The following is a 25,244-nucleotide window of genomic DNA, read 5'->3' on the forward strand; positions in this document are numbered from 1 at the left end:
CTCTTTCGAATTTTTAATTAAATTTGCGAAAAACTAAAATTATAAGGTGAAGACAATTATTATCGGTACGCGTGGAAGCGATTTGGCATTATGGCAGGCAAACTATACCAAAGATAGGCTGGCCAGCATCGGCATTGATGCAGAACTGAAAATCATCAAGACACAGGGCGATAAAATCCTGAACCTGCGATTGGACAAGTTGGAAGGCAAAGGCTTTTTTACCAAAGAACTGGAAGAAGAGCTGCTCAACGGCACTATCGATGTGGCGGTACACTCGCACAAAGACTTGCCAACCACCAACCCACCAGGACTCACCATCGCGGCGGTTACCGAGCGCGAAGATCCTTCAGAATTGTTGCTGATCCTTAAAGACTGTGTGGATGTAACCCAAAAACTGTCGCTTAAAAAAGGCGCCATGGTGGGCACTTCCTCTAATCGTCGCAAAGCCCAATTGTTGGCCTTGCGCCCCGATTTGAATATAGAAGATTTGCGTGGCAATGTGCCAACACGCATCCAAAAACTACGCGACGAAGATTACGATGCCATTTTGTTGGCTAAAGCGGGTGTTAACCGGCTGAATATCGATTTGAGCGAATTCCATGTCGAAGTGGTTGATACGACCGAACTGGTGCCTGCACCTGCGCAAGGTGCCTTGGCCATCCAAATCCGCGAAAACGACAGCGAATTGTTTAGTGTATTGCAACAGCTAAACGACCAGGCCACAGCCGAAGAAATCTCGGTAGAACGTAAGGTGCTGAATCTTTTTGAAGGCGGTTGCCACATGCCCTTGGGCTGCTATTGCAAAAAAGAGAATGGTCTTTTTGAAGTATGGACTTCAAAAGCCGAAACCGATGAGGATTTTCCGGATCGTTTGTTTTTGCGCACGGCAAGCACCGAAGGGCTGGCCGAAAAAATCGTATCGAAATTCAGTGCGGACCGTAAATTTCCGAGCAAGGTTTTCATCTCGCGAGAAATTGGCGAGCACAGCTATTTCAGAAAAGCATTAGCCAAGCACCATATCGAAATAGACGGCCGTTCGTTGATCCGTACTTTTCCGATTGTCAATATTTTAGATCCTTTCTTTTTGAAAAATGTAGATTGGATCTTCTTCAGCAGCCGCAACGGCGTAGAATATTTTTTTAAACTTAATCCGGTACTTTCTAAAAAAGTAAAGTTTGGCGTGGTAGGTCGCGGTTCGGAAGATACCCTGCGCAAATTTGGCCATTTGGCCGATTTTGTTGGCGAAAGTGGCGATATCACGGAAGTGGCCGAAGAGTTTGCCAAATTGGTGCACGGCCAAACCGTTATGTTCCCGAGGGCGCAGGATTCGCTGCAATCTATCCAAAAATCGCTAGGCGAAGATACCAAAGTGGTTGATTTGCCGATTTATGAAACCGTAACAGAAGACAATATTGATGGTACGGCTGCCGAAGTGCTGATTTTTACCAGTCCATCCAACGTGGAGGCCTACTTTGTAGATAATTTACTGGAACCAGAGCAACAGGTTATCGCCATTGGCAATTCTACCGGAAAGAAATTCGAAGAAATGGGCGTGAAATATATATTGCCTTACTCGCCTGATGAGATAGGATTGGCGGAAGCAGTTTTTGGAATAGAAGTAAAGTAATTTTCAGTTGACAGTTTGCAGTTGACAGGTAGATAATTCTCAACTAACAACGAATAACAAACCAACTAACAACGAACCAACCAACAACTAAATGTTACTTGAAGGTAAAGTCTTCAGATATGACAAAAGTCTAAATTGCTTATCAAGCCAGATACCGACCTTTGAAGCGATAACTAATTTTAGAAATATTAATATCTTAATAACCGGTGTTAATATTTTGACCATCAAAACCAAAAGAAATGTTGCAAAGACCCCGTAGGCTAAGAAAAAATCCTGTTGTAAGAGAATTGGTTGCCGAAACGCGCCTATCAAAGGACATGTTTATTTATCCTTATTTTGTAGTGCCGGGCAAGGGTGTAACCAAAGCAATTGATGCCATGCCGGGCGTAAACCATTTCTCTACCGATACTTTGATAAAGGATGTTGAAAAAGGATTGGCCCTGGGCGTTAATAAAATCATGCTTTTTGGCGTGGGCGATGAGAAAAGCGAAGATGCACATTCGGCCTACGATCCGCATTCGCTGGTGCCGGTAGCCGTAAAGGAACTGAAGAAAAACTTCGGCGACGATTTGTACGTGGTAACCGATGTTTGTGTGTGTTCTTACACCACACATGGCCACTGTGGCATTTTGAAAAACGACTACGTACAAAATGATATCACGGTTGAACTGATTGCCAAGATGGCCCTCAATCATGCCGAAGCCGGTGCCGATATGCTAGCTCCGTCTGATATGATGGATGGCCGGGTGGCTGCCATCAGGCATAAACTAGACGGCAATGGTTTCGAAAATGTAGCCATCATGTCGCATGCCACCAAATTTGCCTCCTCGTACTATGGTCCATTCAGAGAAGCTGCCGATTGTGCGCCAAGCAAAGGCGATAGGAAAGCCTACCAAATGGATTTCAGAAATGGCGCCGAAGCCTTAAGAGAAGCATTGTTAGATGAAGGCGAAGGAGCTGATATCTTAATGGTAAAGCCTGCCTTGGCCTATTTGGATATCATCAGTAAATTAAAGCAAAACACCGACCTGCCTATTGCCTGCTATAATGTATCGGGAGAATACTCGATGATCAAAGCAGCGGCGCAAAGAGGCTGGATAGACGAACAAAAAGTAGTAATGGAAACCATGCACGCTTTTGCCAGGGCAGGAGCCAGCGTAATTACCACTTACCACATTAGAGATATTGTAGCACAAAAATGGATGTAATGGAGAATGGAAGGCAGAAGGTTAAATGGTTGAGGGTTCAAGTACTCCAATCTTCCGCCTTCTATACTCCAACTCCCACCTTAAATAGAAATGACCTAGGATGAAAGGTTAATGGCTGAGGATATAAATGCCTTATACCCCTCCACCTTCTACCCTGAGGCCTTCAACCTTATAAGAATGTTAGAATCGTTAAAAAAAATCTTCTCGGGCAATGAGGCCGAAATGCCGATCAACACGAGCAGCAAACCAGACATTAGCCGCGAAAAATCAGCCGCGCTTTATGCCAAATCGAAAACTTATTTTCCTGGTGGGGTAAACTCGCCGGTAAGGGCTTTCAAATCGGTTTACGGAACGCCGCTGTTTATCCAAAAAGGCGATGGCTGCATGATTTGGGATGCCGATGGCAACCAATTTATCGATTTCTGCGCCAGCTGGGGTCCGCTTATTTTAGGCCATAACAATGCCAAAATCAGGGAAAAGGTAATCGAGGTGATGCAAAATGGCATGAGCTTCGGCGCACCTACGGCCTTAGAAAACGAATTGGCCGAACTGATCATCAAAAACAACCGTTTTGTAGAGAAAATCCGTTTTACCAGTTCAGGCACCGAAGCGGTGATGTCGGCCATTAGGCTGGCCAGAGGCTATACCGGTAAAGATAAAATCATCAAGTTCGAGGGCTGCTATCATGGCCACAGCGATTCGTTGTTGGTAAAGGCCGGTTCTGGCTTGGTTACTTTCGGCGAAACTTCGTCGGCGGGCGTGCCACAGTCGTTCGCGGCCGAAACCATTGTTATTTCACTCAACGATAAAAATGCCATCACCGAGGCTTTTGCACAGTTTAAAGATCAGGTAGCTGCGGTTATCATCGAAGGTATTCCGGCCAATAACGGTTTGCTGATCCAGGATAAGGAATACATCGAATTTTTAAGAGAAGCCTGTACCGCCAATAAAGCTTTGTTGATTTTCGACGAGGTAATCACCGGCTTCAGGTTAGGTTTCGAAGGTGCAGCGGCCCACTATGGTATTAAACCTGATATTGTAACTTATGGCAAAATCATAGGAGGAGGTCTTCCTGTAGGTATGTATGGGGCTTCGGCAGAGATTATGGGCCACATTTCGCCCGATGGCGGCGTGTACCAGGCTGGAACTTTATCGGGCAATCCGGTAGCCATGGCCGCAGGTATTGCCACCCTAACCGAACTCCTGAAATCTGGATTTTACAAAGAGCTCAATGCCAAGGCGCAAGAATTTGCCGAAAGCATCCAGCGTTTTGCAACCGCCAGAAACTATAAGTTAAAAGTATTTACCATTGGCTCTATTTTCTGGTTCGCCTTTACCGATGCCGAGCAGATCCAGACTGCCGAGGCTATCGATCCGGCCAGCATGGAGAAATTCAAAATGATGCACCGCGAATTGCTCAACCGGGGCATTTACTTAGGCCCATCGGGCTACGAAGTAGGATTTGTTTCGGCTGCCCATACAAAAATTGAATTAGAAAAGGCAAAAAGAGCTATTTTTGATGCATTGGATTTAGTATTCAGAAAATCGTAAAAAAGCAGCATGAAAAAATCGATCTTGATATTCTACTTTTTGTTGCTCTATGCCTTGCTAGAGATGTTTTGGTGGGGAACGGTGGTGATCCGCCTGCAACCTCAACGTATGGCCATGGTGATGGGCGAAGGCTCGGTTTTCTTGTTTTTATTGTGTGTGGGTGCCTATTTTATCCACGCTTCCATTAAAAAAGAAGACAAACTGCATGAGCAGCAACAGAATTTCCTGCTGTCGGTAACGCACGAACTCAAATCGCCCTTGGCCGCCATCAAGCTGTCGCTAGAAACCATCAAGAAAAGAGATCTGGATAAAGAGCAACGTACTACTTTATTGCGAAACTCCTTAAAAGATATTGAGCGATTAGACGATTTGGTAGAGAATATGTTGCTCGCTACCAAAATTGAGAGCCGTACCTATTCCTTTCCGAAAGAAGAATTCGATTTTTCGGAACTCGTTAATAAAATCACCGATCGATTGCAGGTTCATTCTTGTGGCAACCAGCAGCTGATCAATACAGCAATTAAACCTGGCATTAAGGTAGTTGGCGATCAGTTTGCGCTTTCGTCTGTAGTAACCAACCTGGTTGAGAATGCGGTTAAATATTCTGGTCCCTGTGCCGAAATTGCAGTAGCGCTCTGTCAAAATGACGGAAAGCCCTTTTTAACCGTTTCAGACAAAGGTCCGGGCATTCCGGACAACGAAAAAATGCATATTTTTGATAAATTTTACCGTGTGGGAGATGAAAATGTCCGGAAATCGAAAGGTACCGGACTTGGCTTGTTTATTGTTAAAGAAGTATTGCAAAACCACGACGCTGACATCAGCGTGAAAGATAACGTGCCGCAAGGCGCCATTTTTGAAGTAACATTTAATTGATATGCCACAAAAATTAAGAATACTGTTGGTAGAAGACGAAGACCATTTGTTAGATGCCATTAAATTAAACCTCGAATTAGAAGGCTATAAAGTACATGCCGTAAAAGACGGCAAAACCGCATTGAAAGTATTTAAGGAAGAGCGCTTCAACCTGATTATCCTGGATGTGATGCTTCCGGAAATGGACGGCTTCCAGGTTTGCGAAACCATTCGCCTCGAAAATACCGAAGTGCCGATCTTGTTCTTAACCGCCAAAAATACCAGCGAAGACAGGGTAATGGGCCTTAAAAAAGGTGCCGACGATTATTTGGTGAAACCATTTAACTTGGAAGAACTGATTTTGCGTGTGGGCATTTTGGTAAAACGCAGCCTGAAGTCAGACGACCTGAAAGAACTGAATTCTTATAAAATTGGTGATAAAACCATTTATTTCAACTCGTTCGAATTGAAGCAAGACGATGGGGTTGTGGTGCCTTTAACCAAAAAGGAGACCATGTTGCTCAAACTGCTCATCGAGCGCAAGAACGAAGCCGTTTCGCGCGAGCAGATTTTGGAAACCGTTTGGAACTACGACGTGTACCCGTCAACCCGTACCATCGACAACTTTATCCTGACGTTCCGTAAATATTTTGAGCCCGACCAAAAAAATCCGGTGTATTTCCACTCGATCAGAGGAGTTGGCTATAAATTCACAGATGTAGCACATTAATGTATAATACCAAGAGCAGATATGCGCTGATGGCCATTTTTGGTGTCTCGGCGCTCGTAAGTGTATACTACAATCAATACCAGCTGGCTGCTATAGCCGGCTTTTTGTGTTTATTTGTGCTGTGGACCCACTTTAAGCACAGTTCGGTATTGCTGGCCTCTAAGCACTTTAAGAATGCCGACTACGATAAAACAGAAGAAATACTGAACGAAGTTGGCAATCCAGACCGCCTGGCCAAAAACCGCCGTGGCTATTACGAGTTTATGCGGGCCAATATTGCCCTGCAACGCGAAGATTTCGATAAGGCCGAGCACCATTTTCAGATTGCCAGCCGATTTCCGTTGGGAGGCAAAAACGACAAGGCCTTTGTACTGATCCACCTGGCCAATTTGGCCCTGCGCAAAAAAGACGGCGAACGGTCCAAAGCCTATATCGCCAAAGCCAAGGAACTGGCTACCACCTCAAGAGCACAAGAAATTATTAAAATTATAGAGAAAGAAGCCAATAACCTGGCCTAATACCCCAAATGAAGAATAACCTGTTTTTAGACGCCGCCTTTTCAAAGCCAACAGAACGCCCACCCGTATGGATGATGCGCCAAGCTGGACGTTTCATGCCCCAGTATTGGGAAATCAAGAACAAGTACACCTTTTTAGAGATGTGCAAAACCCCGGAAATTGCGGCCGACGTAACCATGTTGCCGGTTGATTTGCTGGGCATTGATGCAGCGATCTTGTTTTCTGATATTTTGGTAACCGGCGAGGCCATGGGAGGCGATTTGAGCTTTACCCAAGGCGTAGGCCCCAAATTTGCCAATCCGGTACGTACCGCCGAAGATATTGAGCGTTTAGAAACCGACGTGATCGACCGTTTGCAGTATGTGGCCGATGCCATTAAGGTTATTCAGCAACGTTTAAACGGCAGTATTCCGCTCATTGGTTTTGCCGGTGCTCCTTTTACCGTTATGAGCTATTTGGTAGAGGGCGGTTCGTCGAAAGACTTCAAAACCACCAAGCTTTTAATTCACAACCATCCCGAATTGGCGCATAGGCTATTGGCTAAAATTGCCAAGGTAACCACCGATTACCTGAACCTGCAAATTGAGGCCGGTGTAAATGCCCTGCAGTTGTTCGACAGCTGGGCCTTGGCTTTGTCGTGGAACGATTATCAGGAGTTTTCGCACCAATACAACCAACAGATTATTGCCGGACTGAACAGGACCAATATCCCGGTTATTTCTTTCTGCAAAGGCAGTTCGGTGTTTGCCCCAATTATGGCAACGGCACAGCCCGATGTGATTTCTGTCGATTGGAATGCCGATTTGCTGAACATCAAAAAAGCATTGCCGGCCAACATCGCCGTGCAGGGCAATTTAGATCCGCATATCTTGTATGCCGATAAACCGGTGATCAAGAAACATATTTTGCAACTGTTTGAGCGCATGCGCGGCGAGAACGGTTTTATTTTTAACTTGGGTCATGGCATTATGCCAGATATTCCTTTTGATCATGTGAAATACGCCATCGAAGTGGTCAAGGAGTTTAAGTACTAATTATAGAACTTTATTTCATCCCTCCCAGGTCTGTGATTCACTTATCCCAGGTTTGTGCGCCACAGACCTGGGAGCAAATAAAAAACTAATGGAAGATTATTACAGGTTCTTTTTAGCGGTACATGTGGTGTTCGTCATCAGCTGGATGGCGGGACTTTTCTATATCCTTAGCCTGTTTATTTACCATACAGAAGCCAATGCCAAGAAAGAGCCGGAGCGGAGCATTTTAATAGCCCAGTTTACCAAAATGGAGGCCACGGTGTGGAAGATCATTGCCACGCCAGCCATGATCATTGCTGTGTTGGCGGGCTCGCTCATGCTGTATACTCATCCTTACCTGTTGCAATTTGATTGGATGCTGGTCAAGCTGGGCTTCGTGGTTGGCTTGCTGGTTTATCATTTTGTTTGCCAAAGGATGATGAAGCAGCTGCGTACCGGTATTTATAAGTTGAATAGCATGAAGTTGCGTTTATGGCGCGAACTGGCCACCATCTTTATGGTAGCTATTGTATTTATCGTCATCCTGAAAAATGCCGTTGATTGGATTTATGGCCTGGTAGGCATTATGGGTTTGGCCCTGGTGATTATGATGGGCGTCAAATTCTACAAAAAGATCAGAGAGAAAAACGAAAAATAATTTATTTCCAAAGCATGAAGAAACAGCTACTTACTTTGTTATTGATTTGCACAGGCTGTTTTGCACAGGCCCAATTCAGCAACGAAGCCATATTCAACCGCATTCGTCCGGCCGATAGTTTAGACAAAGAACTCCATTTTAATTTCTACAACTTCAACTACGTCAGAAATTACGAATACTCCAATAAATTTCATGATGGCTATACGCTGTATGGCACACAGCTCGAACCGCAATTGGTTTATTTTGCCAATCCGAACCTGGCCATTACTGCAGGGGCCTATTTACGCAAAGATTTTGGACGGGAAGGTATTTATGATGCCAAGCCCTTGTTCAATGTAAAATACCACAAACGTAACCTAACCTTGGTATTTGGAAGTTTGGAGGGCAATATCCAACACGGCTACATCGAGCCGATTTACGATTTTGAACGCAAGATTACAACACCCATCGAATATGGTACGCAATTGCTGATCGAACGTGAAAAGTTCAGGCTCGACAGCTGGATTGCCTGGCAAAAAATGATCTACAAAGGATCGCCAGAAAAAGAAGAGATCATCGGAGGCCTCCAAACCGAAACTACTTTGGCCCAATGGGGTGGTGGCTGGAAGCTGAGTTTTCCGGCGCAGTTTTTGGCCTATCACCAGGGTGGCCAGATCGATTTGCTGAAGGAAATCCCCATCAGCACTTTATTTAACGGCGCTACTGGCTTAAAGCTGCACAAAGCTATTGGAGGCAACGTTAAAGAGGTTTATACCGATAACTATGTTGCTGTTTATAAGGATTTTTCGCCTACCAAAGTACGCGCCTACCAAGGTGGCTTTGGTCTTTGGCTTAATGCAGGCGTCGACACCAAATGGGGCAGTTTGTTGGCTTCTTACTGGAAAGGCAATAACTTTATCACCATTAAAGGCATGCCATTGTATCAATCGGTTTCTGATAACCTGTATGATAAAGGCTTTAAGCAAAGCGGCAGGAATATCATTGCCCTGCGTTATGCCTATCAAAAAGAACTGGTGCCACATCTTTACCTCGATGTTCGTTTCGAGCCTCACTTGGATCTTGACCATTCCGATTCGCAATTGCAGTTTAACCACTCGCTGTTTTTAACCTACAAAGAAGATTTTAGACTGTTCAAGGTAAAGCGATAGGTATTGGATGTAAAGCATTTGGGCAGCTTGAGTTTGGCCTGGAAAAGTTAAAGCCCCGAGCCATATTTGTTTTCGCCAACTTACTGAGAAAATATTTTTTTGAGGTTGCTTGCAACCTTTTACCGCTAGGGCTCATCTACCCTATACAAACAACGCATGAAGGTGACCAAAACATATACGATTGATGATTTAATGGAAGGCTGCAAAGCAGGCAACCGGCAAATGCAGGAAATGCTGTACAAGCAAACTGCATCAAAAATGCTGGCGGTTTGCATGCGCTACGCCAAAGATCGTATGGAGGCTGAAGATGTTTTGCAGATGGGCTACGTAAAGATTTTTCAAAAGGTAACAGATTACCGTGGCGATGGCTCGTTTGAAGGCTGGATGAGGCGTATTATGGTAAACACCGCCATTGAAAGCTACAGAAAAAACCTGCGCATGATGAATGTGGTGCCTATTGAAGATGCGTATGAACAGCCTTCGCAAGGCTTTGATTTTAGCAGCTTGGGCATGCAGGATTTATTAAAAGTGATACAAAAACTGGCCGACGGCTATCGCATGGTGTTTAACATGTATGCCATTGAGGGCTACTCGCACAAGGAAATTGCCCAAACATTGGGCATTACCGAAGGGGCAAGCAAGTCGCAGCTGTCGAGGGCTAGAGCAATATTGCAACAAGAAATTATTAAAATGGAGGGCTTTGGTTATGCAACACATGCCGGATAAAGAATTTGATAATTTGTTTAAAGACAAATTTAGGGATGCAGAGATTGCGCCATCGGCAAATTTATGGGCCAATATTGAACAGCAGCTTGCCCCTAAACGCAAACGCAGTTTTCCAGTTTATTGGATGGCCGCGGCCAGCGTAACCGTAGCGATTACCGCCCTGCTGGTTTTTCAAAAAACTGAAAAAATCAGGTTGCGCGGCGCTGCAGCTGTAGCCACAACTGGCCAAACAGCAGCACCGATTACAACTGGAAATACTGTAATTGCCGAAGAAAACCTGTCAAATACAGCCAATAACAGTAACAAAAGTTTCGCCAATGCGCCTGTACAAACCATGAAAGTGCGTACGGCCGAAAATGTGCTTCCTGAAAATAATTTGGAGAAAAAAGAAAACGACTTGCAACCAAATGCAATGATTGCCCATCTACCTATTAAGAAGATCGAAATCGAACCGATGAACGTAGTACCTAAAGAAGCAGCAGTAGCAGCCACAGAGAACAGTCAAACCATGATGGCCAGCGCCGAGGTTCCACAGAGATTGGAGAATGTAAATACCATTAGCGAAACAGAAGTGGCAACCGAGAAAAAAGGGATCAGAAATGTGGGAGATTTGGTCAACTTCGTTGTAGAGAAAATAGACAAAAGAGATAAAAAACTCATCAGGTTCAATACCGATGATGACGATAACTCGTCGATTATAGGAATCAACTTGGGGTTTGTAAGGTTAAACCCAAAAAATAAAAACAAGAATTAAAGAACACAAATAAACCGACACAATGAAACGTTTAGTATTAACAGCAGTTTTGGTAAGCGGACTTACCATGCTGGCAGGCTTGGGTGCAAAAGCACAAGAAGGTAATGGTAGGGAACAAGATAGCGTTAAACGCAAAAAATTCGATATCAACTATGGCTTGGGCATTACCATTGGCAAGAGAGACAGTACAGGTACAATGGCGAAAAACGGTCGTTTTGTAGGAGGTATCACTTTTACCCGTTTAGATATCGGCTTTTCTAAATTGATTGATAATGGCAGCTTTTCTTTATCGCCAACCAACGATTTTTTAGACTACAAGGCAGGAAAAACCAGTACTGTTTCATTTGATGTGATCCAATTTGGCTACAGGTTTAACCCTAACTTTAAAGTTTATGTTGCCGGTGGTTTCGACTGGACCTTGATCCGATTGAAAAAGAACATCACCATGCAAAAGAACATGTCGCAGTTAACCTATATCGAAGAACCGATTATCTTTAGCAAGAACCGTTTCTCGAGCAGCTACCTGCACATTCCGCTAAACTTCGAGTTCCGTACCAAAGAGAACGACAACGGTAAACGCTTCTATTTTGTCATCGGCCCTGAAATCAGCTTCCTGCTCAATGGCAAGGTTAAACAGATCAGCGACGAGCGTGGCAAAGAGAAATTTAAGGACGATTACAATTTTGCGCCATTCCGTTATGGCGGTACGTTGCGCTTCGGTTACAATGGTTTAGGTGCCTTTGTTAAATATTATGCCAACGATATGTTCGACAGTGCGCCACAAAAGGGACTTAAAAACATGGCCTTTGGCTTAACCTTCGGACTGAACTAATAAACACACACCACACACAAATAAATCCTGATTGCCCTCGCGAAGTTTTTAAACTTCGCGAGGTTTTTTGTTTAGGGTTGATTTAGACTATAGTCCATAGCTCATAGTATTTCATCTTAAGCCTTCCACCTCTAGCCCCCTCCACCTTCTACCTCTTTTTCCTATCTTTACGCTGTGAACGAAGAAATCATAACGGTAAAGCAGCTCCATAAACAATACCAGGAAACCCAGGCCTCTGGTGTTAACAACATTAGCTTTGCGATCAACAAAGGCGAAATCGTAGCTATTATTGGCGAAAGCGGTTCCGGAAAATCAACCTTGCTCAAGTGCATATATGGTTTGCTCAAGCCTGATTCTGGCGAAGTTGTATTCAATGGCAAAAGGGTAAAGGGACCAGACGAGCAACTGATACCTGGCCATGCCGATATGAAGATGGTAACCCAGGATTTTTCGCTCAATATCTATGCAAAGGTTTACGACAACATCGCCTCTATGTTGCCCAACACCAATGTAGCCGCCAAAGAGGCTAAAACGCTTCAAATGATGGAGCATTTGCATATCAGTCACCTTCAAAACAAAAAGATTACCGAGCTAAGCGGGGGCGAGCAGCAACGTGTGGCCATTGCTAAAGCTTTGGTAAGCGATACCAAAGTGTTATTGCTGGACGAACCTTTTAGCCAAGTTGATTCGTTGCTGAAAAACCAGTTGCGCGCCGATATTAAACGCTTGGCTAAAGAAATGGGCATTACCGTAATTTTGGTTTCGCACGACCCGACAGACGGGCTTTTTCTGGCCGACCGCTTGCTGATTTTAAGGCAGGGCGAACTTTTGCAAAACGATAGGCCAGAGCAGGTTTACCAGCACCCAACGGCTTTATATACGGCGCGTATATTGGGCAATGCCGTAATCCTGAGTAGGGAAGAAGCCCTGCAGCTTGGTTTAAAAACCGACAAGGCACAAATCGCTTTTTATGCCGAATGGGTAGAGCTTAAAAGCACTTGGAACAGTAGGCGCTTTGAAGTAAAGGAGGTTTATTACAAAGGCTTTTTCGACGAATTGTTGCTGGAGAGGAACGGCGTACAGATCAGGGCTTTGCAACTGAACAGTGGCGAACATCAAAAAAACGATCACATCCAGGCGAACATCAGTCGTTTTTTAGAATTTTAAGCAAAGGTTACTTTGATAAAAACTGAAATTTATAATTAGATATATTTATCAAAAAGGCCGATATCTTAATGGATATCGGCCTTTTTAGGTTTTTGAAATTCTTGATTCTTAAGTAATATTATCTGCTGCAATCAACACTACTTTTATTCTGGTTGTAGTGGTTGGAGGCAAGCCGTAAGAATAGACCCTAATATAACCGGTATAGATGTCATAATCATAGCGTTGTGCCGAATTTGGAATTTGGAAGTAACCGGTTGTTGTTGTGCCATCGGTTGAGATATAGACCAATACACCTTCTTGTCGTACATTGATGTTGTCTATTTCGCTCGCATCTAAATCAACATAATACGTGTTGGTGGTTCCCGATAAAAGTTTCCAGCTGTTTGGCGACCTATCAAAAATAATGGTGCGGTTAGGCGTAGTTTGGTTGATGATAGTGTCTTTTTTGCAAGACGCCAGACCTAGTGTGGCAATGCAAAGTAGGAGTAAGGTTATCTTTTTCATGTTGTGTGTGTTTTGCATAAAGCCATGCAAATCTGCTGCCAAATATGATTGAATAGAAAAACACACATTGTAACATTTTGTTTGTGGGAAAGATGAAACCATGATCTTTTAGTTCGGCAACGCATTTGCCTATCAATTAATCGCCTATCCAAATTTTAACTTGTCGATTTTTATGCTTAGTTCAGGTGTTTATAGCCCATCATCTTCATGCCGTAGTTCCATCTGTCGCGGATGTTGAGCAGGTTGCCCTCAAATTCCAATCCGGGTATAAATTTAGAAAGCAGGTTCTCTCTGCGTAAGGATTTTGCCAACATGCGTAACGAATGGCTGGATAGTTTTTGGTACGAAGGGTCGATGAGCCGTTGTTCCCTGAGCAGCAGTTCGCCGTCCCATTGTTCGGCGGCTTTTCCCTTTAAACAAATACCTGTGTATAAATTTTGAAGATCGGGCCAGATGTCTTCGAAAATGAGCTGGTTGCCATACTGAACAAAATGCTGGATTTCAAGATTAGAATTGCCGGTAAGCCTGGGTACTTCGCTAAGGAGCTTACTCAGCTTGCCAGTTGTAATGGCGGCTATGCCTGCCCATTTGGTTTCGAAGCCCACCGAATCGGTTTGATGCTGAAACCATTTGTAAAAATCAGATCGCTCTGCAATATCGCGGTACTGGTTAAAGCCGTCTGCTTTAAGTAGGTTCACAGTGTTGGCCCTGCTCCAAATGGCATTATGATGTTTTCGGTCTGTTTTGAGCCAGTGTCCATCATTGCCATCGTGCTTGCCCAAAGGATTTGCCAGGAGATAACTAGCCTGGTCGGGATATTCTAAAGCCTTTATTTTCTGAATGAGACAGAAGCAACATAAAAAAAACAACAGGCTTCGCATACCTTAAGGTACGGAAAATATTTCCTTTTGGTTGTCCGGCCAAAGAAGGAAAGTTGAGGGTGGAAGCCAAATAAAATATGGAGCAGTCTTGTTGGTGAAGAACACCAACAAGTGCCAGGATGCTTCGTTAATGATTTGATGACGTAGCCAAAGATTTTGGTCGCAGACCGGGGTGTTTAATAGACCAATATAGTTAACCACCTCGCCTCTTGGGCACCCCTCCAAGGGAGGAGAATTGTAAATACCATCTTATCAATTGCTATCGTTGGTGTTCTTCGCCAACGATTTAATCCGTCATACCAACAAGGATAGTTAAACCAGATACTCAAACAAAGTCTGGTCTTGGTTCAATTCGATAATATCGAATTTAAAGGCTTTCATGCGCTCGAGCAGGCTCGAATAATCTTCCCTGTCCCTCAACTCGATGCCTACCAAAGCCGGACCATTTTCGCGTTCGGTTTTTTTGATGAACTCGAAACGGGTAATATCGTCGTGCGGACCTAAAACTTCGGTAACAAAAAGCTTTAATGCACCCGGACGTTGCGGAAAACGCACAATAAAATAATGTTTGAGCCCTTCGAAAAGCAAAGATTTTTCCTTGATTTCCTGCATACGCTCGATGTCGTTATTGCCACCGCTCACCACACAGACAACTTTTTTGCCTTTGATTTTTGAAGCACAGTAATCAAGCGAAGCTACGGCTAGTGCGCCTGCAGGCTCGGCAACAATGGCATCTTCATTGTATAGCTTTAAGATGCTGGTGCATACCTTTCCCTCTGGGATCAACAATACCTCGTCTAAAACCTCTTTACAGATTGGGTAGGTAAGCGAGCCGACCGATTTAACGGCAGCGCCATCAACAAATCGGTTGATCTGATCTAGCTTTACCGGATGTCCAGCCTTGAAAGCGGCATCCATAGAAGGGGCACCTTCAGGTTCTACGCCTATCAACTCGATGTTGGGTTTGGTATTTTTGAGGTACATGCCCGTACCTGAAGCCAAGCCTCCACCGCCAATTGGCATAATGATAACTGCTGCGTCAGGCAGGTCTTCCAATATTTCCACACCAACGGTTCCTTGTCCCTCGATAACATGATAGTGGTCGAAAGGAGGTACGAACGTCATGTGGTTGGCTTCGGTAAAACGCAAGGCTTCTGCCAGGCAATCGTCGAAAGTATCGCCAACCAGCACAATGTCTATCCAGCCATTGCCAAACAATTCGGTTTGACTTACCTTTTGTTTTGGCGTAATCTCGGGCATGAAAATAGTGCCCTTGATTTTTAGTTTTTTGCAAGAATAAGCTACGCCCTGTGCATGATTGCCTGCACTGGCACAAACTACGCCATGCTGCATTTGCTCGGCGGGAATTTGGCTCATCATGTTGTAGGCACCGCGCAATTTGTAAGAGCGTACTACCTGTTTGTCTTCGCGCTTAAGGTAGATTTCGGCACCATATCTTTCCGATAAGCGGGCATTGTATTCTAATGGCGTACGCAACACGGTACCTTCGAGCCTTTCGGCCGCCGCTAAAAAATCAAATGTATGTGGTATTGTCATGAAGTTCATTGGCTTATTGTTTCGTTAGTCATTGGCTAATTAGTCGATTAGTTCGAGGTTTATTGGCTATTGGCTGATTTTTTCATTTGACTAGACCATCAACCACGGACTATCGGCTAAAGACTTATTTATATGCCAAATGCAAAGCCACCAACTGATTCAAATCGTGGTCGTCTATGCCTTGTTTGCTATCGGCCAAAATCAAAAACTGTTGGTAAACGATATCTAAATGTGCTTTTTCCAGGTTGTGGCCCAAGCGGTCTAAGTGGTGCTTCAAGGCGTGCCTGCCGCTTCTTGCGGTTAAAACAATGGCAGCCGAAGGAAAACCTACATCTTCCGGTTTAATGATTTCGTAGTTCTCGCGGTTTTTCAGGAAGCCATCCTGATGGATGCCCGAGCTGTGCGAGAAGGCGTTGCCACCCACAATGGCTTTGTTGGGTTGTACCGGCATGTGCATCTGCTGACTCACATGCCTGCTGATGTTGTAAAAACCCTGGGTATTGATCTGCGTGTGCAGGTTAAGGCTTTTGTGGGTCTTTAAAATCATAACCACTTCTTCCATAGAGGTATTGCCAGCGCGCTCGCCAATGCCGTTAATGGTACATTCTACCTGGCGGGCACCGTTTTGCAGACCTGCGATAGAATTGGCAGTTGCCAAGCCCAAATCGTTGTGGCAGTGCACAGAAATGATGGCTTTATCGATATTTTTTACGTTTTCTTTGAGGTACAGGATTTTAGAACCGTATTGATCTGGCAAGCAATAGCCATTGGTATCTGGAATGTTGACCACCGTTGCGCCGGCGGCGATTACCGATTCGATCATCTTGGCCAAGAACTGGATATCGGCCCTGCCTGCATCTTCTGCATAAAACTCAACGTCTTCTACATATTGTTTGGCATATCTTACGGCTTCTACGCCACGGGCCAAAATTTCTTCGCGGGTACTGTTAAACTTGGTTTTGATGTGCATGTCAGAGGCTCCGATACCGGTGTGGATACGCGGTCTTTTGGCATAGCGCAAAGCATCGGCCGCTACATCAATATCGTTTTTGTTGGCTCTGGTCAACGCACAGATAATCGGATCGTTTACAGCTTTCGACAATTCGATAACGCTGTTAAAATCGCCGGGACTCGATACTGGGAAACCGGCTTCAATCACATCTACGCCTAAGCGCTCCAGCGATTTGGCGATTTCAACCTTTTGGCCGGTATCTAGCTGGCATCCAGGAACCTGTTCACCATCGCGTAGGGTAGTGTCAAAAATATAAACTTTGTTAGGGTCGTGTAGCATCGTCTTAGGGTTTTAGGTTAATGATTGGATAAAAATTTCAATACCAGCTTGCCCATTTCTTGGGTGCCCAGTACTTTATACCTGTTCGTGGCCGCATCGGCAATATCGTTGGTTCTAAAGCCTTCTTTCAGCACTTTGTCAACTGTGTCGACAATCTTTTTGGCTTCTTCTTTTAGGCCAAAGCTGATTTCGAGCATCAAGGCAGCCGATAGGATAGAAGCCAAAGGATTAGCTAAATCTTTTCCGGTGATATCGTGTGCCGAACCGTGGATAGGTTCGAAGAAACCTGTGCCGTCGCCAACAGAAGCCGAAGCCAGCATGCCCATTGATCCGGCAATTTGCGAAGCCTCATCAGTTAAAATATCGCCAAACAAGTTCGCGGTTAGCACTACATCGAATTGTTTAGGGTCTTTGATGAGCTGCATGGCTGCGTTGTCGATAAACATGTGCTCGGTTTGCACGTCGGGGTATTGTTTGGCTACTTCCTGAACGGTTTCGCGCCACAAACGTGAACTTTCGAGTACGTTTGCTTTATCAACCGAGCATAGTTTCTTGCTGCGCAGTCGAGCCGCTTCGTAGGCTTTATGGGCAATGCGCTCTACTTCGTATTTATGGTAGATCATCAGGTCGGAGGCGGTTTGCCGGTCTTCCGAACGCGATTTTTCACCAAAGTACACATCTCCGGTCAGTTCCCTGAAGAACAAAATATCGGTTCCTTTTAAGATGGCGGGTTTAATGCTCGAAGCGTGCAGCAGCTCATCGAACAATAGGATAGGGCGAAGGTTGGCGTACAGGCCAAGTTCCTTCCTGATTTTGAGCAACCCTTGTTCGGGGCGTACTTTTAACGAGGGGTCATTGTCATATTTGGCATGGCCAACCGCTCCAAAGAGGATGGCATCGCTCTTTTTAGCTTTTTCAAGGGTTTCGTCTGGCAGCGGGTTTCCTGTTGCTTCGATGGCAACGTGGCCCATTAATGCTTCATCGAAGGTAAAATTGTGGCCGTAGGTGCTTGCAATGTGCTGCAAAACCGCTTTTCCCCATTGGGTTACTTCTGGTCCAATTCCATCACCCGGAATAACTAAAATATGTTTCTCCATTATGCTAATTCTTTTTGTGTTTCGTAAGTTTTTGTGTTTTTAACAACTTCGCCCTGATGGAGCTGAAGCCGATAGGTTAGGCAGCTGGGCAGTTGCGATTCGAAATGGCCTACATAAATGAGGGTCATCCCGTTGGCGCAAAGGGCATCTACCAGTTGGTTAAAATGTTGTGTCTGTTGTTGATCTAGCCCTTGGCAAGGCTCATCTAAAATGAGCAGTTCAGGGTTTTTGATAATGGTTCGGGCTAATAGCACCAAGCGCTGCTTGCCCAAAGGCAAAGTGCTGAGCAATGCGTTGCGCGAAGCGGCTAAGCCAAAATATTCAATAAGTTCGTCTACCTGGCAGGCTTTGGAGTAGGGCAGTTGCTGAAACAAGCCTACACTATCGTAAAAGCCTGAAGCAATGCTGGCAAAAACGGTAGCCGTAGGATCGAAATACCAATGAAATTCTGGAGAAATCAGTCCAATGTGCTGCTTGATATCCCAAATGCTTTCTCCACTGCCTCTTCTGTTGCCGAATAAATACAATTCATTGGCATAAGATTGGGGATGGTCGCCGTTAACCAAGCTCAGCAAAGTTGATTTGCCAGAGCCGTTATGCCCCTGCAATAGCCACTTTTCGCCGGCCTTTACTTCCCAGTTGATGTTTTTTAATACTTGCTTGTTGCCATAGCTGATGTTGACATTCACCATTTTAACGATATCACTTGAAGAATAAATCGGCGATTCTTTCAAGAAATCCGGGATATTTTCCAACTGGTTTGTTGGAATGGGATTGCTGGTTTCAACAGTATCAACTTGTACCAATTGGCCATCTTTTAGGGTGGCAAAACGATTGATACAGGCAGGCAGTTCGGTGTCGTTGCTGATTAAAATGAGTTGGGCGCCTGCTTCGGCCAATTGATCCAATAAAACGTTCAGGTTTTGGCGCGAAGCTACATCCAGGCCAGTATAGGGCTGGTCAATAATGAGCAATTGGGGTTGTAGCCATAAAGCCTTTGCCAATTGCAGTTTTTTGTGCTCGCCACTCGAAAGCTCGATCAGTTGCGAACTGGCAAAAGCGATAAGGCTCAAAGCCTCTAAAATCGGTTCTACTTTGTCGAAGTGGAGCTTGTTTTCCTTGCCGTAAGCCATCAATTCGGCATGAACGGTTAAGGTTTCCTTAGCCTGCTGACTAGTATAGCGCTGCTGATAATAGAAATTGGCCACACCTTCGAGGTTTTTAAACTGGTACCAGCTTTCAACGTACAGCACTTGTTTGGGCAAACTGCTCAATTCGTCAAAGTTGATTTCAATGCTTCCCTGTGCGGGAGTTAAGCCTGCAATGGCCTTGGCCAACGAGGTTTTTCCATTGCCGCTTTCGCCACCAATTACCAGGTTTTCGCCAACCTGCATTTCCCAATACAAATCCTTGAGCACCACTTTGCTGTGGTAACTTAGGCTGAGATTTTGTAGGTGGACGAATGGTTTGAACATGGTGGGTATAGCGTATTGAGATATGAGATGTGAGATTTGAGTATTGAGATTGGTTTTTAAGGTTTCACTTCTTTTTCAAATTGTTCGATCAAGGGTTTTTGGTTGAGGATAAAATCAATATCATCGTAGCCGTTAATGAGACATGATTTTTTGTAAGGATTGATTTCGAAGCTTTCTTGCTGGCCGGTACTTAACAGGGTAATGGTCTGTTTTTCCAAATCGATGGTTACTGCTGTTTTTGGGTCTTTGGCAACGGCGATAAATAGCTGATGCAAAAAACCGTCGCTTACCTGTACGGGCAACAAACCGTTGTTTAGTGCATTGCCTTTAAAAATATCGGCAAAGAAACTGCTTACTACGGCATCAAAACCGGCATCCTGAATGGCCCAGGCGGCGTGCTCGCGGCTGCTGCCACAACCAAAGTTTTTGCCCGCTACCAAAATTTTGCCACTGTAGGTTTTGTCGTTCAGTACAAAATCAGGTTTTGGCTGGCGGTTTCCGTCGTAACGCCAATCGCAGAACAGGTTTTCGCCAAAGCCTTCCCTGGTGGTGGCTTTTAAAAACCTTGCGGGTATAATCTGGTCGGTATCAATGTTCTCTATGTTTAAGGGAACCACTGCCGAAGTTAATTTTTCAAATTTTTTCATTTTGTTTCGTTGTTAGTTGTTTGGTTTATAGTTTTTTAGGCCTAAAACTTACAACCTATCACTGTTATTCTTTCTTATGTAATTGGTTCAGGTTGTCGATCTGCCTCAAACCTTCTACCCTATGCCTTCTAACCTTTTACCTCTTAAAGGCTTTAATTCTCAGTCTTCTATAATCTGCAAACCATTCGCCTTTGATGAAATAGTTTGGCTTTAAAATCTCTACGGCCAAATCCTTAATCGCTTCGGCTTGTTCGGTGCTTAAGTCTTTAAAGGCATGTTGTGCAAATTGCTGCATCCAGGTATGCATGCCTCTTTCGCCGTTCAAGCGGGTAGGCCGATCAAACAGCCAAGCCTGCTCTACTTCAAAACCATGCTTTTCGAGTAAGGCAGTGTAGGCGCCAATGGAAGGGAAGTACCAAAAATTGGTAATTACCTGATTGGCCAATCCCAAATTCTTGGCTGCCGTTGCAATGGCTTCGGTAATACTTTGCACATTGCCTTGTCCACCAAATTCTGCTACCAACCGGCCACCTTTTTTTAGGCTTTGGTAAAGGCTTTTGGTTAAGCCTTCCTGGTTTTCTATCCAATGGAAAGTAGCATTGCTGAAAATGGCATCGAATACCTCATTGTAGGGTAACTGGGTTGCATCAACTACATCAAAAGCCAAGTCAGGGTAGTTTGCCCTGGCGGTAGCAACCATGCTGGCCGATGCATCGGTACCTACCACATTTGCTCCGCTTTTGGCAATTTCATTGGCTAACTGACCGGTGCCACAACCTACATCCAAAATGGCTTCGCCACGCTTTGGCGCCAACCACTGCAATACATCTGCACCGTAGTCTGATACAAAATGGTGCTGTTTATCGTATAATTTACTGTCCCAAGCTATTTCTGGCATATTTTGGTTTATTAGTTCATTAGTATCATTGGTTATTAGTTTATTGGGAACTGAAAACCGCTACTTTTACCTTCCTTAAGCATGTGCCAACAATTCCCTCACATCGGTAATTTTACCTGTAACGGCCGCCGCGGCCGCGGTTAAAGGGCTTACCAACAATGTTCTGGCATTTGGACCTTGCCTGCCCTCGAAATTTCTGTTCGAGGTTGATACGCAATACTTTCCTGCCGGGATTTTATCTTCGTTCATACCTAGGCAAGCGCTGCAACCAGGTTCGCGCAATTGAAAGCCAGCTTGTTCGAAAACTTTGTCCAAGCCTTCTTCTTTAGCCTGTTTTTCTACCTGCTTGCTGCCTGGCACAATCCAAACTTCTACGTTTTCGGCTTTGTGCTTGTCTTTTACAAATTCGGCTACTTCGCGTAAGTCTTCGATGCGCGAATTGGTGCAAGAACCGATAAAAACATAATCAACCGGTTTGCCAATCAAGGAAGCATCGTCTTCAAAGCCCATGTAATCCAAGGCTTTTTGGTACGACAGCTGTTCGCTCTCTGGCTGTGCATGAGTGGCCGGAATATGTGCCGAAATGCCCATGCCCATACCCGGATTGGTACCGTAAGTAATCATCGGCTCGATATCCTCGGCGTTGAATTTCAATACCTGGTCAAATTTGGCATCGGCATCACTGTACAAGGTTTTCCATTTGGCCACAGCTTTATCCCAATCTTCGCCTTTAGGGCTGAATTCCCTGCCTTCCAAATAATCGAAAGTAATTTGATCTGGCGCAATCAAGCCACCACGCGCACCCATTTCGATACTCATGTTGCAGATGGTCATACGTGCTTCCATACTTAACGAAGTGATAGCCGAACCTGCGTACTCGATGAAATATCCGGTACCACCCGCTGCCGAAATCTGCGAAATGATATACAGGATGATGTCCTTTGAGGTTACGCCCAGACCTAATTGGCCATTGACTTCGATTTTCATGGTTTTTGGCTTTTGCTGTAGCAAGCATTGCGTAGCCATTACTTGTTCAACCTGCGAAGTGCCAATGCCAAAGGCGATACTGCCAAATGCGCCGTGGGTTGAAGTATGGCTGTCGCCACAAACAATGGTAGCGCCAGGTTGGGTAATGCCCAATTCCGGCCCAATTACGTGTACAATCCCTTGAAAAGGATGGCCCAAGCCATACAATTCTACACCAAACTCTGCACAGTTTTTAGTGAGCATATCCACTTGGTAACGCGAAAGCTCTTCTTTAATCGGCAAGTGCTGGTTTAAAGTAGGTACATTATGGTCGGCAGTAGCGATGGTTTGCTTTGGCCTAAATACAGGCAAGCCACGTTTACGCAAGCCGTCAAAAGCCTGCGGACTGGTTACTTCGTGGATAAAATGGGTGTCGATGTATAAAATATCGGGGAAACCGGTTTCGCTTTTTACGATATGGGCATCCCAAATTTTTTCTACTAGTGTTTTAGACATATTGTTTTGTTTTTTGCCCGTACCTCACAGCGGAACCTATGAGGTGCGGGGTAGTATTATTATGCTGTTTTAATCGATTTCATGGCAGTCATGGCCTTTCTCAATTTGGCGCCTACAATTTCAACCGGATGGGTACGGATCACTTCGTTTACGCGGATCAATGCGCTGTTGTCAACGCCGCCGTCTTTGCCGTCGTTGTAGTTTTTACCGATCAGGCTCGAATCAACACGGGTCATGAAATCGGCCAATAAAGGTTTGCAGGCATGGTCGAACAAATAGCAGCCATATTCTGCCGTATCAGAAATTACGCGGTTCATTTCGAACAGTTTTTTACGTGCTATGGTGTTGGCAATCAGTGGTGTTTCGTGCAGCGACTCGTAGTAGGCCGATTCTGCTTTGATGCCTGCCTCAACCATGGTTTCGAAAGCCAATTCTACGCCGGCTCTTACAAAGGCTACTAAAAGCAAGGCGTTGTCGAAGTACTCCTGTTCGCTGATTTTTACATCGCCAGCTGGGGTTTTCTCGAAAGCGGTTTCGCCGGTAGCGGCGCGCCAAGCCAATAGGTTTTTGTCGCCGTTGGCCCAATCCTCCATCATTACACGGCTAAACTCGCCACTCATGATATCGTCTTGGTGCTTTTGGAACAAGGGACGCATGATGGTTTTCAATTCTTCTGAAATTTCGAAGGCCTTGATTTTAGCCTGATTGCTTAACCTGTCCATCATGGCTGTAATGCCACCGTGTTTTAAAGCTTCGGTGATGACTTCGATACCATATTGAACCAATTTAGAGGCATAGCCTTTATCGATGCCTTGCTCCACCATTTTGTCGAAAGAAAGAATGGCACCGGTTTGCAACAAGCCACAAAGAATGGTTTGCTCGCCCATCAAATCAGATTTTACTTCGGCTACGAACGACGATTTCAATACCCCGGCTTTGTGTCCGCCGGTACCAACGCAATAAGCTTTTGCCTGGGCCAGACCTTTGCCTTGCGGATCGTTTTCTGGGTGAACCGCAATGAGGGTTGGTACGCCAAAGCCTCTTACAAATTCGGCTCTAACCTCACTGCCCGGGCATTTTGGAGCTACCATGATTACGGTTAGGTCTTTGCGGATCTGCATACCTTCTTCAACAATGTTGAACCCGTGCGAGTAAGATAAAGTTGCACCTTCTTTCATCAAAGGCATTACCGCATTTACAACCGAAGTGTGCTGCTTATCAGGCGTAAGGTTGATCACCACATCGGCAGTAGGGATCAACTCTTCGTAAGTGCCCACCTTAAAATTGTTTTCGGTGGCGTTTTTCCACGAATCACGTTTGCCTTCAATCGCTGCTGCACGCAGGGCATAAGCAACATCTAACCCACTATCTCTTAAGTTTAAACCTTGGTTTAAGCCTTGGGCGCCACAGCCTACGATCACCAGTTTTTTTCCTTTCAGTGCATTTACGCCATCCAGAAACTCTGAATTATCCATAAAGTCGCATACGCCCAACTGGTTTAATTTTTCTCTAAGTGGTAATGTGTTAAAATAATTAGCCATTGTTTTATTTGTTGATTTTTGGTTGATTTCTTTTGTTTTTATAAGTCTGTTTTTTCGTTTTCGGGTAGTGCTTCGTTAAACGATATCTTGTTGAAAAACGGATCGTTTACCGTTACGCACCAGGTACCATAAAAAGTTTTTTCAAGGCCCGGCCTGTTGTATTTGTATTTTTTGTCGATAAGAGTCCGATGAAATTCCTTCAATCCCGTACAATCGATGTGGATATGTGCACCTGGCGAACAATCGCCATGATGCTCGCTGAGATGCAGTTCGATGCCACCTAATGAAATTTGCATGTAGACAGGCGTATTTGCTTCAAACTGGTGTTCCCAATCTATTTTGAAGCCCAGCCAATCAACATAAAACTCGACCGCTTTTGCATAATCGAACATCCTTAAAATCGGTACTACTTTGGTACATTTCATGATTGTTTCGTTGTTAGTTGGTTAGGTTGTTAATTGTTCGCCTTCCATCTTCACCTACATGGTAAACACCTTGTCGCCTTTATCCAAATACTCGTTTTCTATCACATCTTGGCCAGGTTCGATGCGCTCGAACTCGCGCAGTTTGTTATGGAAACCTTCGCTGGCTTTGATGATGGCCACGCGGGCACTGCGCACAAATTCGATGAGGCCATAAGGCTGTAAAACTTCGATCAGCTTATCGGTTTCTTCACGGTGTCCGGTAGTTTCGAAAACGGTATAATCTTTTCTGATCACGACTACACGGGCACCATATTCACGCAGGAGGCGTTCTACCAATACTTTTTCGGCAATCTCATCGGTAGGAACCTTGTAAAGGGCCATTTCTTGCCAGATGATATCCTCGTTGGTATTGTAGTAAACTTTGAGTACTTCGATCTGCTTTTCGATTTGTTTGGCCAGTTTGCGTACCACTTCCTCGGTTTCCTGAATTAAGATGTTGAAACGGTGGATGTGCTCGATCTCGGAAGGAGAGGTGTTTAAGCTCTCGATATTGATCTTGCGTCGCGAAAATATGATAGCAATACGGTTCAATAACCCGATTTGATTTTCGGCATAAACCGTAATGGTAAAGTCTTGTTTGTTGCTTTCTGTGCTCATAA

At 44.7% G+C, this 25,244-nt stretch carries 25 protein-coding genes; 13 read left to right on the forward strand and 12 right to left on the reverse strand.

The window, feature by feature from the left end; translation table 11 throughout:
• Positions 1-46: 46 nt before the first annotated feature.
• The 13 genes from hemC (at position 47) to AC6H1S_RS04365 (ending at position 12,787) form a co-directional block, all read left to right on the forward strand.
• The gene (hemC, locus tag AC6H1S_RS04305; protein ID WP_497565264.1) at positions 47-1,627 is read left to right on the forward strand and encodes a hydroxymethylbilane synthase; all 1,581 of its coding nucleotides are present in this window, start codon (positions 47-49) and stop codon (positions 1,625-1,627) included.
• Positions 1,628-1,866: 239 nt separating this feature from the next.
• A complete protein-coding gene (gene hemB / locus AC6H1S_RS04310) occupies positions 1,867-2,835 on the forward strand; it encodes a porphobilinogen synthase (RefSeq protein WP_497565265.1) in 969 nt (322 codons plus the stop codon).
• Between the two features lie 177 nt (positions 2,836-3,012).
• Positions 3,013-4,386 (forward strand): glutamate-1-semialdehyde 2,1-aminomutase, encoded by a 1,374-nt coding sequence (gene hemL / locus AC6H1S_RS04315; protein ID WP_497565266.1) that lies wholly within the window; start codon positions 3,013-3,015, stop codon positions 4,384-4,386.
• 9 nt (positions 4,387-4,395) lie between these two features.
• Complete coding sequence (locus tag AC6H1S_RS04320) at positions 4,396-5,262, forward strand: sensor histidine kinase (protein ID WP_497565267.1); 867 nt, start codon at positions 4,396-4,398, stop codon at positions 5,260-5,262.
• 1 nt (position 5,263) lies between these two features.
• Positions 5,264-5,971, forward strand: a complete 708-nt coding sequence (locus AC6H1S_RS04325) for a response regulator transcription factor (protein ID WP_199141719.1) — start codon at positions 5,264-5,266, stop codon at positions 5,969-5,971.
• On the forward strand, positions 5,971-6,489 hold the full coding sequence (locus AC6H1S_RS04330) for a SusR-related protein (protein ID WP_497565268.1): 519 nt from the start codon (positions 5,971-5,973) through the stop codon (positions 6,487-6,489). Before AC6H1S_RS04325 ends, AC6H1S_RS04330 begins: the two co-directional genes overlap by 1 nt.
• Positions 6,490-6,497: 8 nt before the next feature.
• Positions 6,498-7,523, forward strand: a complete 1,026-nt coding sequence (hemE, locus tag AC6H1S_RS04335) for a uroporphyrinogen decarboxylase (protein WP_497565269.1) — start codon at positions 6,498-6,500, stop codon at positions 7,521-7,523.
• 88 nt (positions 7,524-7,611) lie between these two features.
• Complete coding sequence (locus tag AC6H1S_RS04340) at positions 7,612-8,160, forward strand: CopD family protein (protein ID WP_497565270.1); 549 nt, start codon at positions 7,612-7,614, stop codon at positions 8,158-8,160.
• Positions 8,161-8,174: 14 nt separating this feature from the next.
• Positions 8,175-9,308 (forward strand): lipid A deacylase, encoded by a 1,134-nt coding sequence (locus tag AC6H1S_RS04345; RefSeq protein ID WP_497565271.1) that lies wholly within the window; start codon positions 8,175-8,177, stop codon positions 9,306-9,308.
• A 156-nt stretch (positions 9,309-9,464) separates the two neighbouring features.
• The gene (locus AC6H1S_RS04350) at positions 9,465-10,034 is read left to right on the forward strand and encodes an RNA polymerase sigma factor (RefSeq protein WP_199141725.1); all 570 of its coding nucleotides are present in this window, start codon (positions 9,465-9,467) and stop codon (positions 10,032-10,034) included.
• Positions 10,015-10,788, forward strand: a complete 774-nt coding sequence (locus AC6H1S_RS04355) for a hypothetical protein (RefSeq protein WP_497565272.1) — start codon at positions 10,015-10,017, stop codon at positions 10,786-10,788. Before AC6H1S_RS04350 ends, AC6H1S_RS04355 begins: the two co-directional genes overlap by 20 nt.
• A 22-nt stretch (positions 10,789-10,810) precedes the next feature.
• Positions 10,811-11,620: an outer membrane beta-barrel protein gene (locus tag AC6H1S_RS04360; RefSeq protein WP_199141727.1), complete on the forward strand. Its 810-nt coding sequence runs from the start codon at positions 10,811-10,813 to the stop codon at positions 11,618-11,620.
• Between the two features lie 174 nt (positions 11,621-11,794).
• The gene (locus AC6H1S_RS04365) at positions 11,795-12,787 is read left to right on the forward strand and encodes an ABC transporter ATP-binding protein (RefSeq protein WP_497565273.1); all 993 of its coding nucleotides are present in this window, start codon (positions 11,795-11,797) and stop codon (positions 12,785-12,787) included.
• A 108-nt stretch (positions 12,788-12,895) separates the two neighbouring features.
• On the opposite strand, the gene AC6H1S_RS04370 is transcribed toward AC6H1S_RS04365, so the two are convergent.
• The 12 genes from AC6H1S_RS04370 to ilvN all read right to left on the reverse strand — a co-directional run bounded on the left by AC6H1S_RS04370 (position 12,896) and on the right by ilvN (position 25,242).
• Positions 12,896-13,291 carry a hypothetical protein gene (locus tag AC6H1S_RS04370; RefSeq protein WP_497565274.1) on the reverse strand — a complete coding sequence of 132 codons (396 nt, stop codon included), beginning with the start codon at positions 13,289-13,291 and terminating at the stop codon, positions 12,896-12,898.
• 176 nt (positions 13,292-13,467) lie between these two features.
• Positions 13,468-14,073, reverse strand: coding sequence for a hypothetical protein (locus AC6H1S_RS04375; protein ID WP_497565275.1), 606 nt, complete (start codon positions 14,071-14,073; stop codon positions 13,468-13,470).
• A gap of 411 nt (positions 14,074-14,484) precedes the next feature.
• Positions 14,485-15,738 (reverse strand): threonine ammonia-lyase IlvA, encoded by a 1,254-nt coding sequence (gene ilvA, locus AC6H1S_RS04380; protein WP_497565276.1) that lies wholly within the window; start codon positions 15,736-15,738, stop codon positions 14,485-14,487.
• Between the two features lie 115 nt (positions 15,739-15,853).
• Complete coding sequence (locus AC6H1S_RS04385; RefSeq protein ID WP_497565277.1) at positions 15,854-17,020, reverse strand: 2-isopropylmalate synthase; 1,167 nt, start codon at positions 17,018-17,020, stop codon at positions 15,854-15,856.
• 17 nt (positions 17,021-17,037) lie between these two features.
• On the reverse strand, positions 17,038-18,117 hold the full coding sequence (gene leuB / locus AC6H1S_RS04390) for a 3-isopropylmalate dehydrogenase (protein WP_497565278.1): 1,080 nt from the start codon (positions 18,115-18,117) through the stop codon (positions 17,038-17,040).
• Positions 18,117-19,592 carry an ATP-binding cassette domain-containing protein gene (locus AC6H1S_RS04395; protein ID WP_497565279.1) on the reverse strand — a complete coding sequence of 492 codons (1,476 nt, stop codon included), beginning with the start codon at positions 19,590-19,592 and terminating at the stop codon, positions 18,117-18,119. The genes leuB and AC6H1S_RS04395 overlap by 1 nt, the downstream gene beginning before the upstream one ends.
• A 56-nt stretch (positions 19,593-19,648) precedes the next feature.
• Positions 19,649-20,239, reverse strand: a complete 591-nt coding sequence (leuD, locus tag AC6H1S_RS04400) for a 3-isopropylmalate dehydratase small subunit (protein ID WP_497565280.1) — start codon at positions 20,237-20,239, stop codon at positions 19,649-19,651.
• Positions 20,240-20,375: 136 nt separating this feature from the next.
• A complete protein-coding gene (locus AC6H1S_RS04405) occupies positions 20,376-21,137 on the reverse strand; it encodes a class I SAM-dependent methyltransferase (RefSeq protein WP_497565281.1) in 762 nt (253 codons plus the stop codon).
• 75 nt (positions 21,138-21,212) lie between these two features.
• Positions 21,213-22,619, reverse strand: a complete 1,407-nt coding sequence (gene leuC / locus AC6H1S_RS04410; protein WP_497565282.1) for a 3-isopropylmalate dehydratase large subunit — start codon at positions 22,617-22,619, stop codon at positions 21,213-21,215.
• Between the two features lie 59 nt (positions 22,620-22,678).
• Positions 22,679-24,160: a ketol-acid reductoisomerase gene (ilvC, locus tag AC6H1S_RS04415; RefSeq protein ID WP_199140996.1), complete on the reverse strand. Its 1,482-nt coding sequence runs from the start codon at positions 24,158-24,160 to the stop codon at positions 22,679-22,681.
• A 38-nt stretch (positions 24,161-24,198) separates the two neighbouring features.
• Positions 24,199-24,585: a glyoxalase superfamily protein gene (locus AC6H1S_RS04420; protein ID WP_497565283.1), complete on the reverse strand. Its 387-nt coding sequence runs from the start codon at positions 24,583-24,585 to the stop codon at positions 24,199-24,201.
• A gap of 54 nt (positions 24,586-24,639) precedes the next feature.
• Positions 24,640-25,242: an acetolactate synthase small subunit gene (ilvN, locus tag AC6H1S_RS04425; RefSeq protein ID WP_497565284.1), complete on the reverse strand. Its 603-nt coding sequence runs from the start codon at positions 25,240-25,242 to the stop codon at positions 24,640-24,642.
• Positions 25,243-25,244: the final 2 nt, after the last annotated feature.

It is taken from the genome of Pedobacter sp. TM02, assembly GCF_059705275.1.

What these genes read in the sequence shown, in the direction of transcription:
- AC6H1S_RS04330 (WP_497565268.1), top strand. Translation starts at nt 5,971, where the DNA reads ATGTATAATACCAAGAGCAGATATGCGCTGATGGCCATTTTTGGTGTC.
- AC6H1S_RS04350 (WP_199141725.1), top strand. Translation starts at nt 9,465, where the DNA reads ATGAAGGTGACCAAAACATATACGATTGATGATTTAATGGAAGGCTGC.
- AC6H1S_RS04385 (WP_497565277.1), bottom strand. Translation starts at nt 17,020, where the DNA reads ATGCTACACGACCCTAACAAAGTTTATATTTTTGACACTACCCTACGC.
- hemL (WP_497565266.1), top strand. Translation starts at nt 3,013, where the DNA reads ATGTTAGAATCGTTAAAAAAAATCTTCTCGGGCAATGAGGCCGAAATG.
- ilvC (WP_199140996.1), bottom strand. Translation starts at nt 24,160, where the DNA reads ATGGCTAATTATTTTAACACATTACCACTTAGAGAAAAATTAAACCAG.
- hemE (WP_497565269.1), top strand. Translation starts at nt 6,498, where the DNA reads ATGAAGAATAACCTGTTTTTAGACGCCGCCTTTTCAAAGCCAACAGAA.
- AC6H1S_RS04370 (WP_497565274.1), bottom strand. Translation starts at nt 13,291, where the DNA reads ATGAAAAAGATAACCTTACTCCTACTTTGCATTGCCACACTAGGTCTG.
- leuD (WP_497565280.1), bottom strand. Translation starts at nt 20,239, where the DNA reads ATGAAAAAATTTGAAAAATTAACTTCGGCAGTGGTTCCCTTAAACATA.
- AC6H1S_RS04355 (WP_497565272.1), top strand. Translation starts at nt 10,015, where the DNA reads ATGCAACACATGCCGGATAAAGAATTTGATAATTTGTTTAAAGACAAA.
- AC6H1S_RS04345 (WP_497565271.1), top strand. Translation starts at nt 8,175, where the DNA reads ATGAAGAAACAGCTACTTACTTTGTTATTGATTTGCACAGGCTGTTTT.
- AC6H1S_RS04405 (WP_497565281.1), bottom strand. Translation starts at nt 21,137, where the DNA reads ATGCCAGAAATAGCTTGGGACAGTAAATTATACGATAAACAGCACCAT.
- AC6H1S_RS04325 (WP_199141719.1), top strand. Translation starts at nt 5,264, where the DNA reads ATGCCACAAAAATTAAGAATACTGTTGGTAGAAGACGAAGACCATTTG.
- hemB (WP_497565265.1), top strand. Translation starts at nt 1,867, where the DNA reads ATGTTGCAAAGACCCCGTAGGCTAAGAAAAAATCCTGTTGTAAGAGAA.
- AC6H1S_RS04320 (WP_497565267.1), top strand. Translation starts at nt 4,396, where the DNA reads ATGAAAAAATCGATCTTGATATTCTACTTTTTGTTGCTCTATGCCTTG.
- leuC (WP_497565282.1), bottom strand. Translation starts at nt 22,619, where the DNA reads ATGTCTAAAACACTAGTAGAAAAAATTTGGGATGCCCATATCGTAAAA.
- ilvA (WP_497565276.1), bottom strand. Translation starts at nt 15,738, where the DNA reads ATGAACTTCATGACAATACCACATACATTTGATTTTTTAGCGGCGGCC.
- AC6H1S_RS04420 (WP_497565283.1), bottom strand. Translation starts at nt 24,585, where the DNA reads ATGAAATGTACCAAAGTAGTACCGATTTTAAGGATGTTCGATTATGCA.
- ilvN (WP_497565284.1), bottom strand. Translation starts at nt 25,242, where the DNA reads ATGAGCACAGAAAGCAACAAACAAGACTTTACCATTACGGTTTATGCC.
- AC6H1S_RS04340 (WP_497565270.1), top strand. Translation starts at nt 7,612, where the DNA reads ATGGAAGATTATTACAGGTTCTTTTTAGCGGTACATGTGGTGTTCGTC.
- AC6H1S_RS04360 (WP_199141727.1), top strand. Translation starts at nt 10,811, where the DNA reads ATGAAACGTTTAGTATTAACAGCAGTTTTGGTAAGCGGACTTACCATG.
- AC6H1S_RS04395 (WP_497565279.1), bottom strand. Translation starts at nt 19,592, where the DNA reads ATGTTCAAACCATTCGTCCACCTACAAAATCTCAGCCTAAGTTACCAC.
- leuB (WP_497565278.1), bottom strand. Translation starts at nt 18,117, where the DNA reads ATGGAGAAACATATTTTAGTTATTCCGGGTGATGGAATTGGACCAGAA.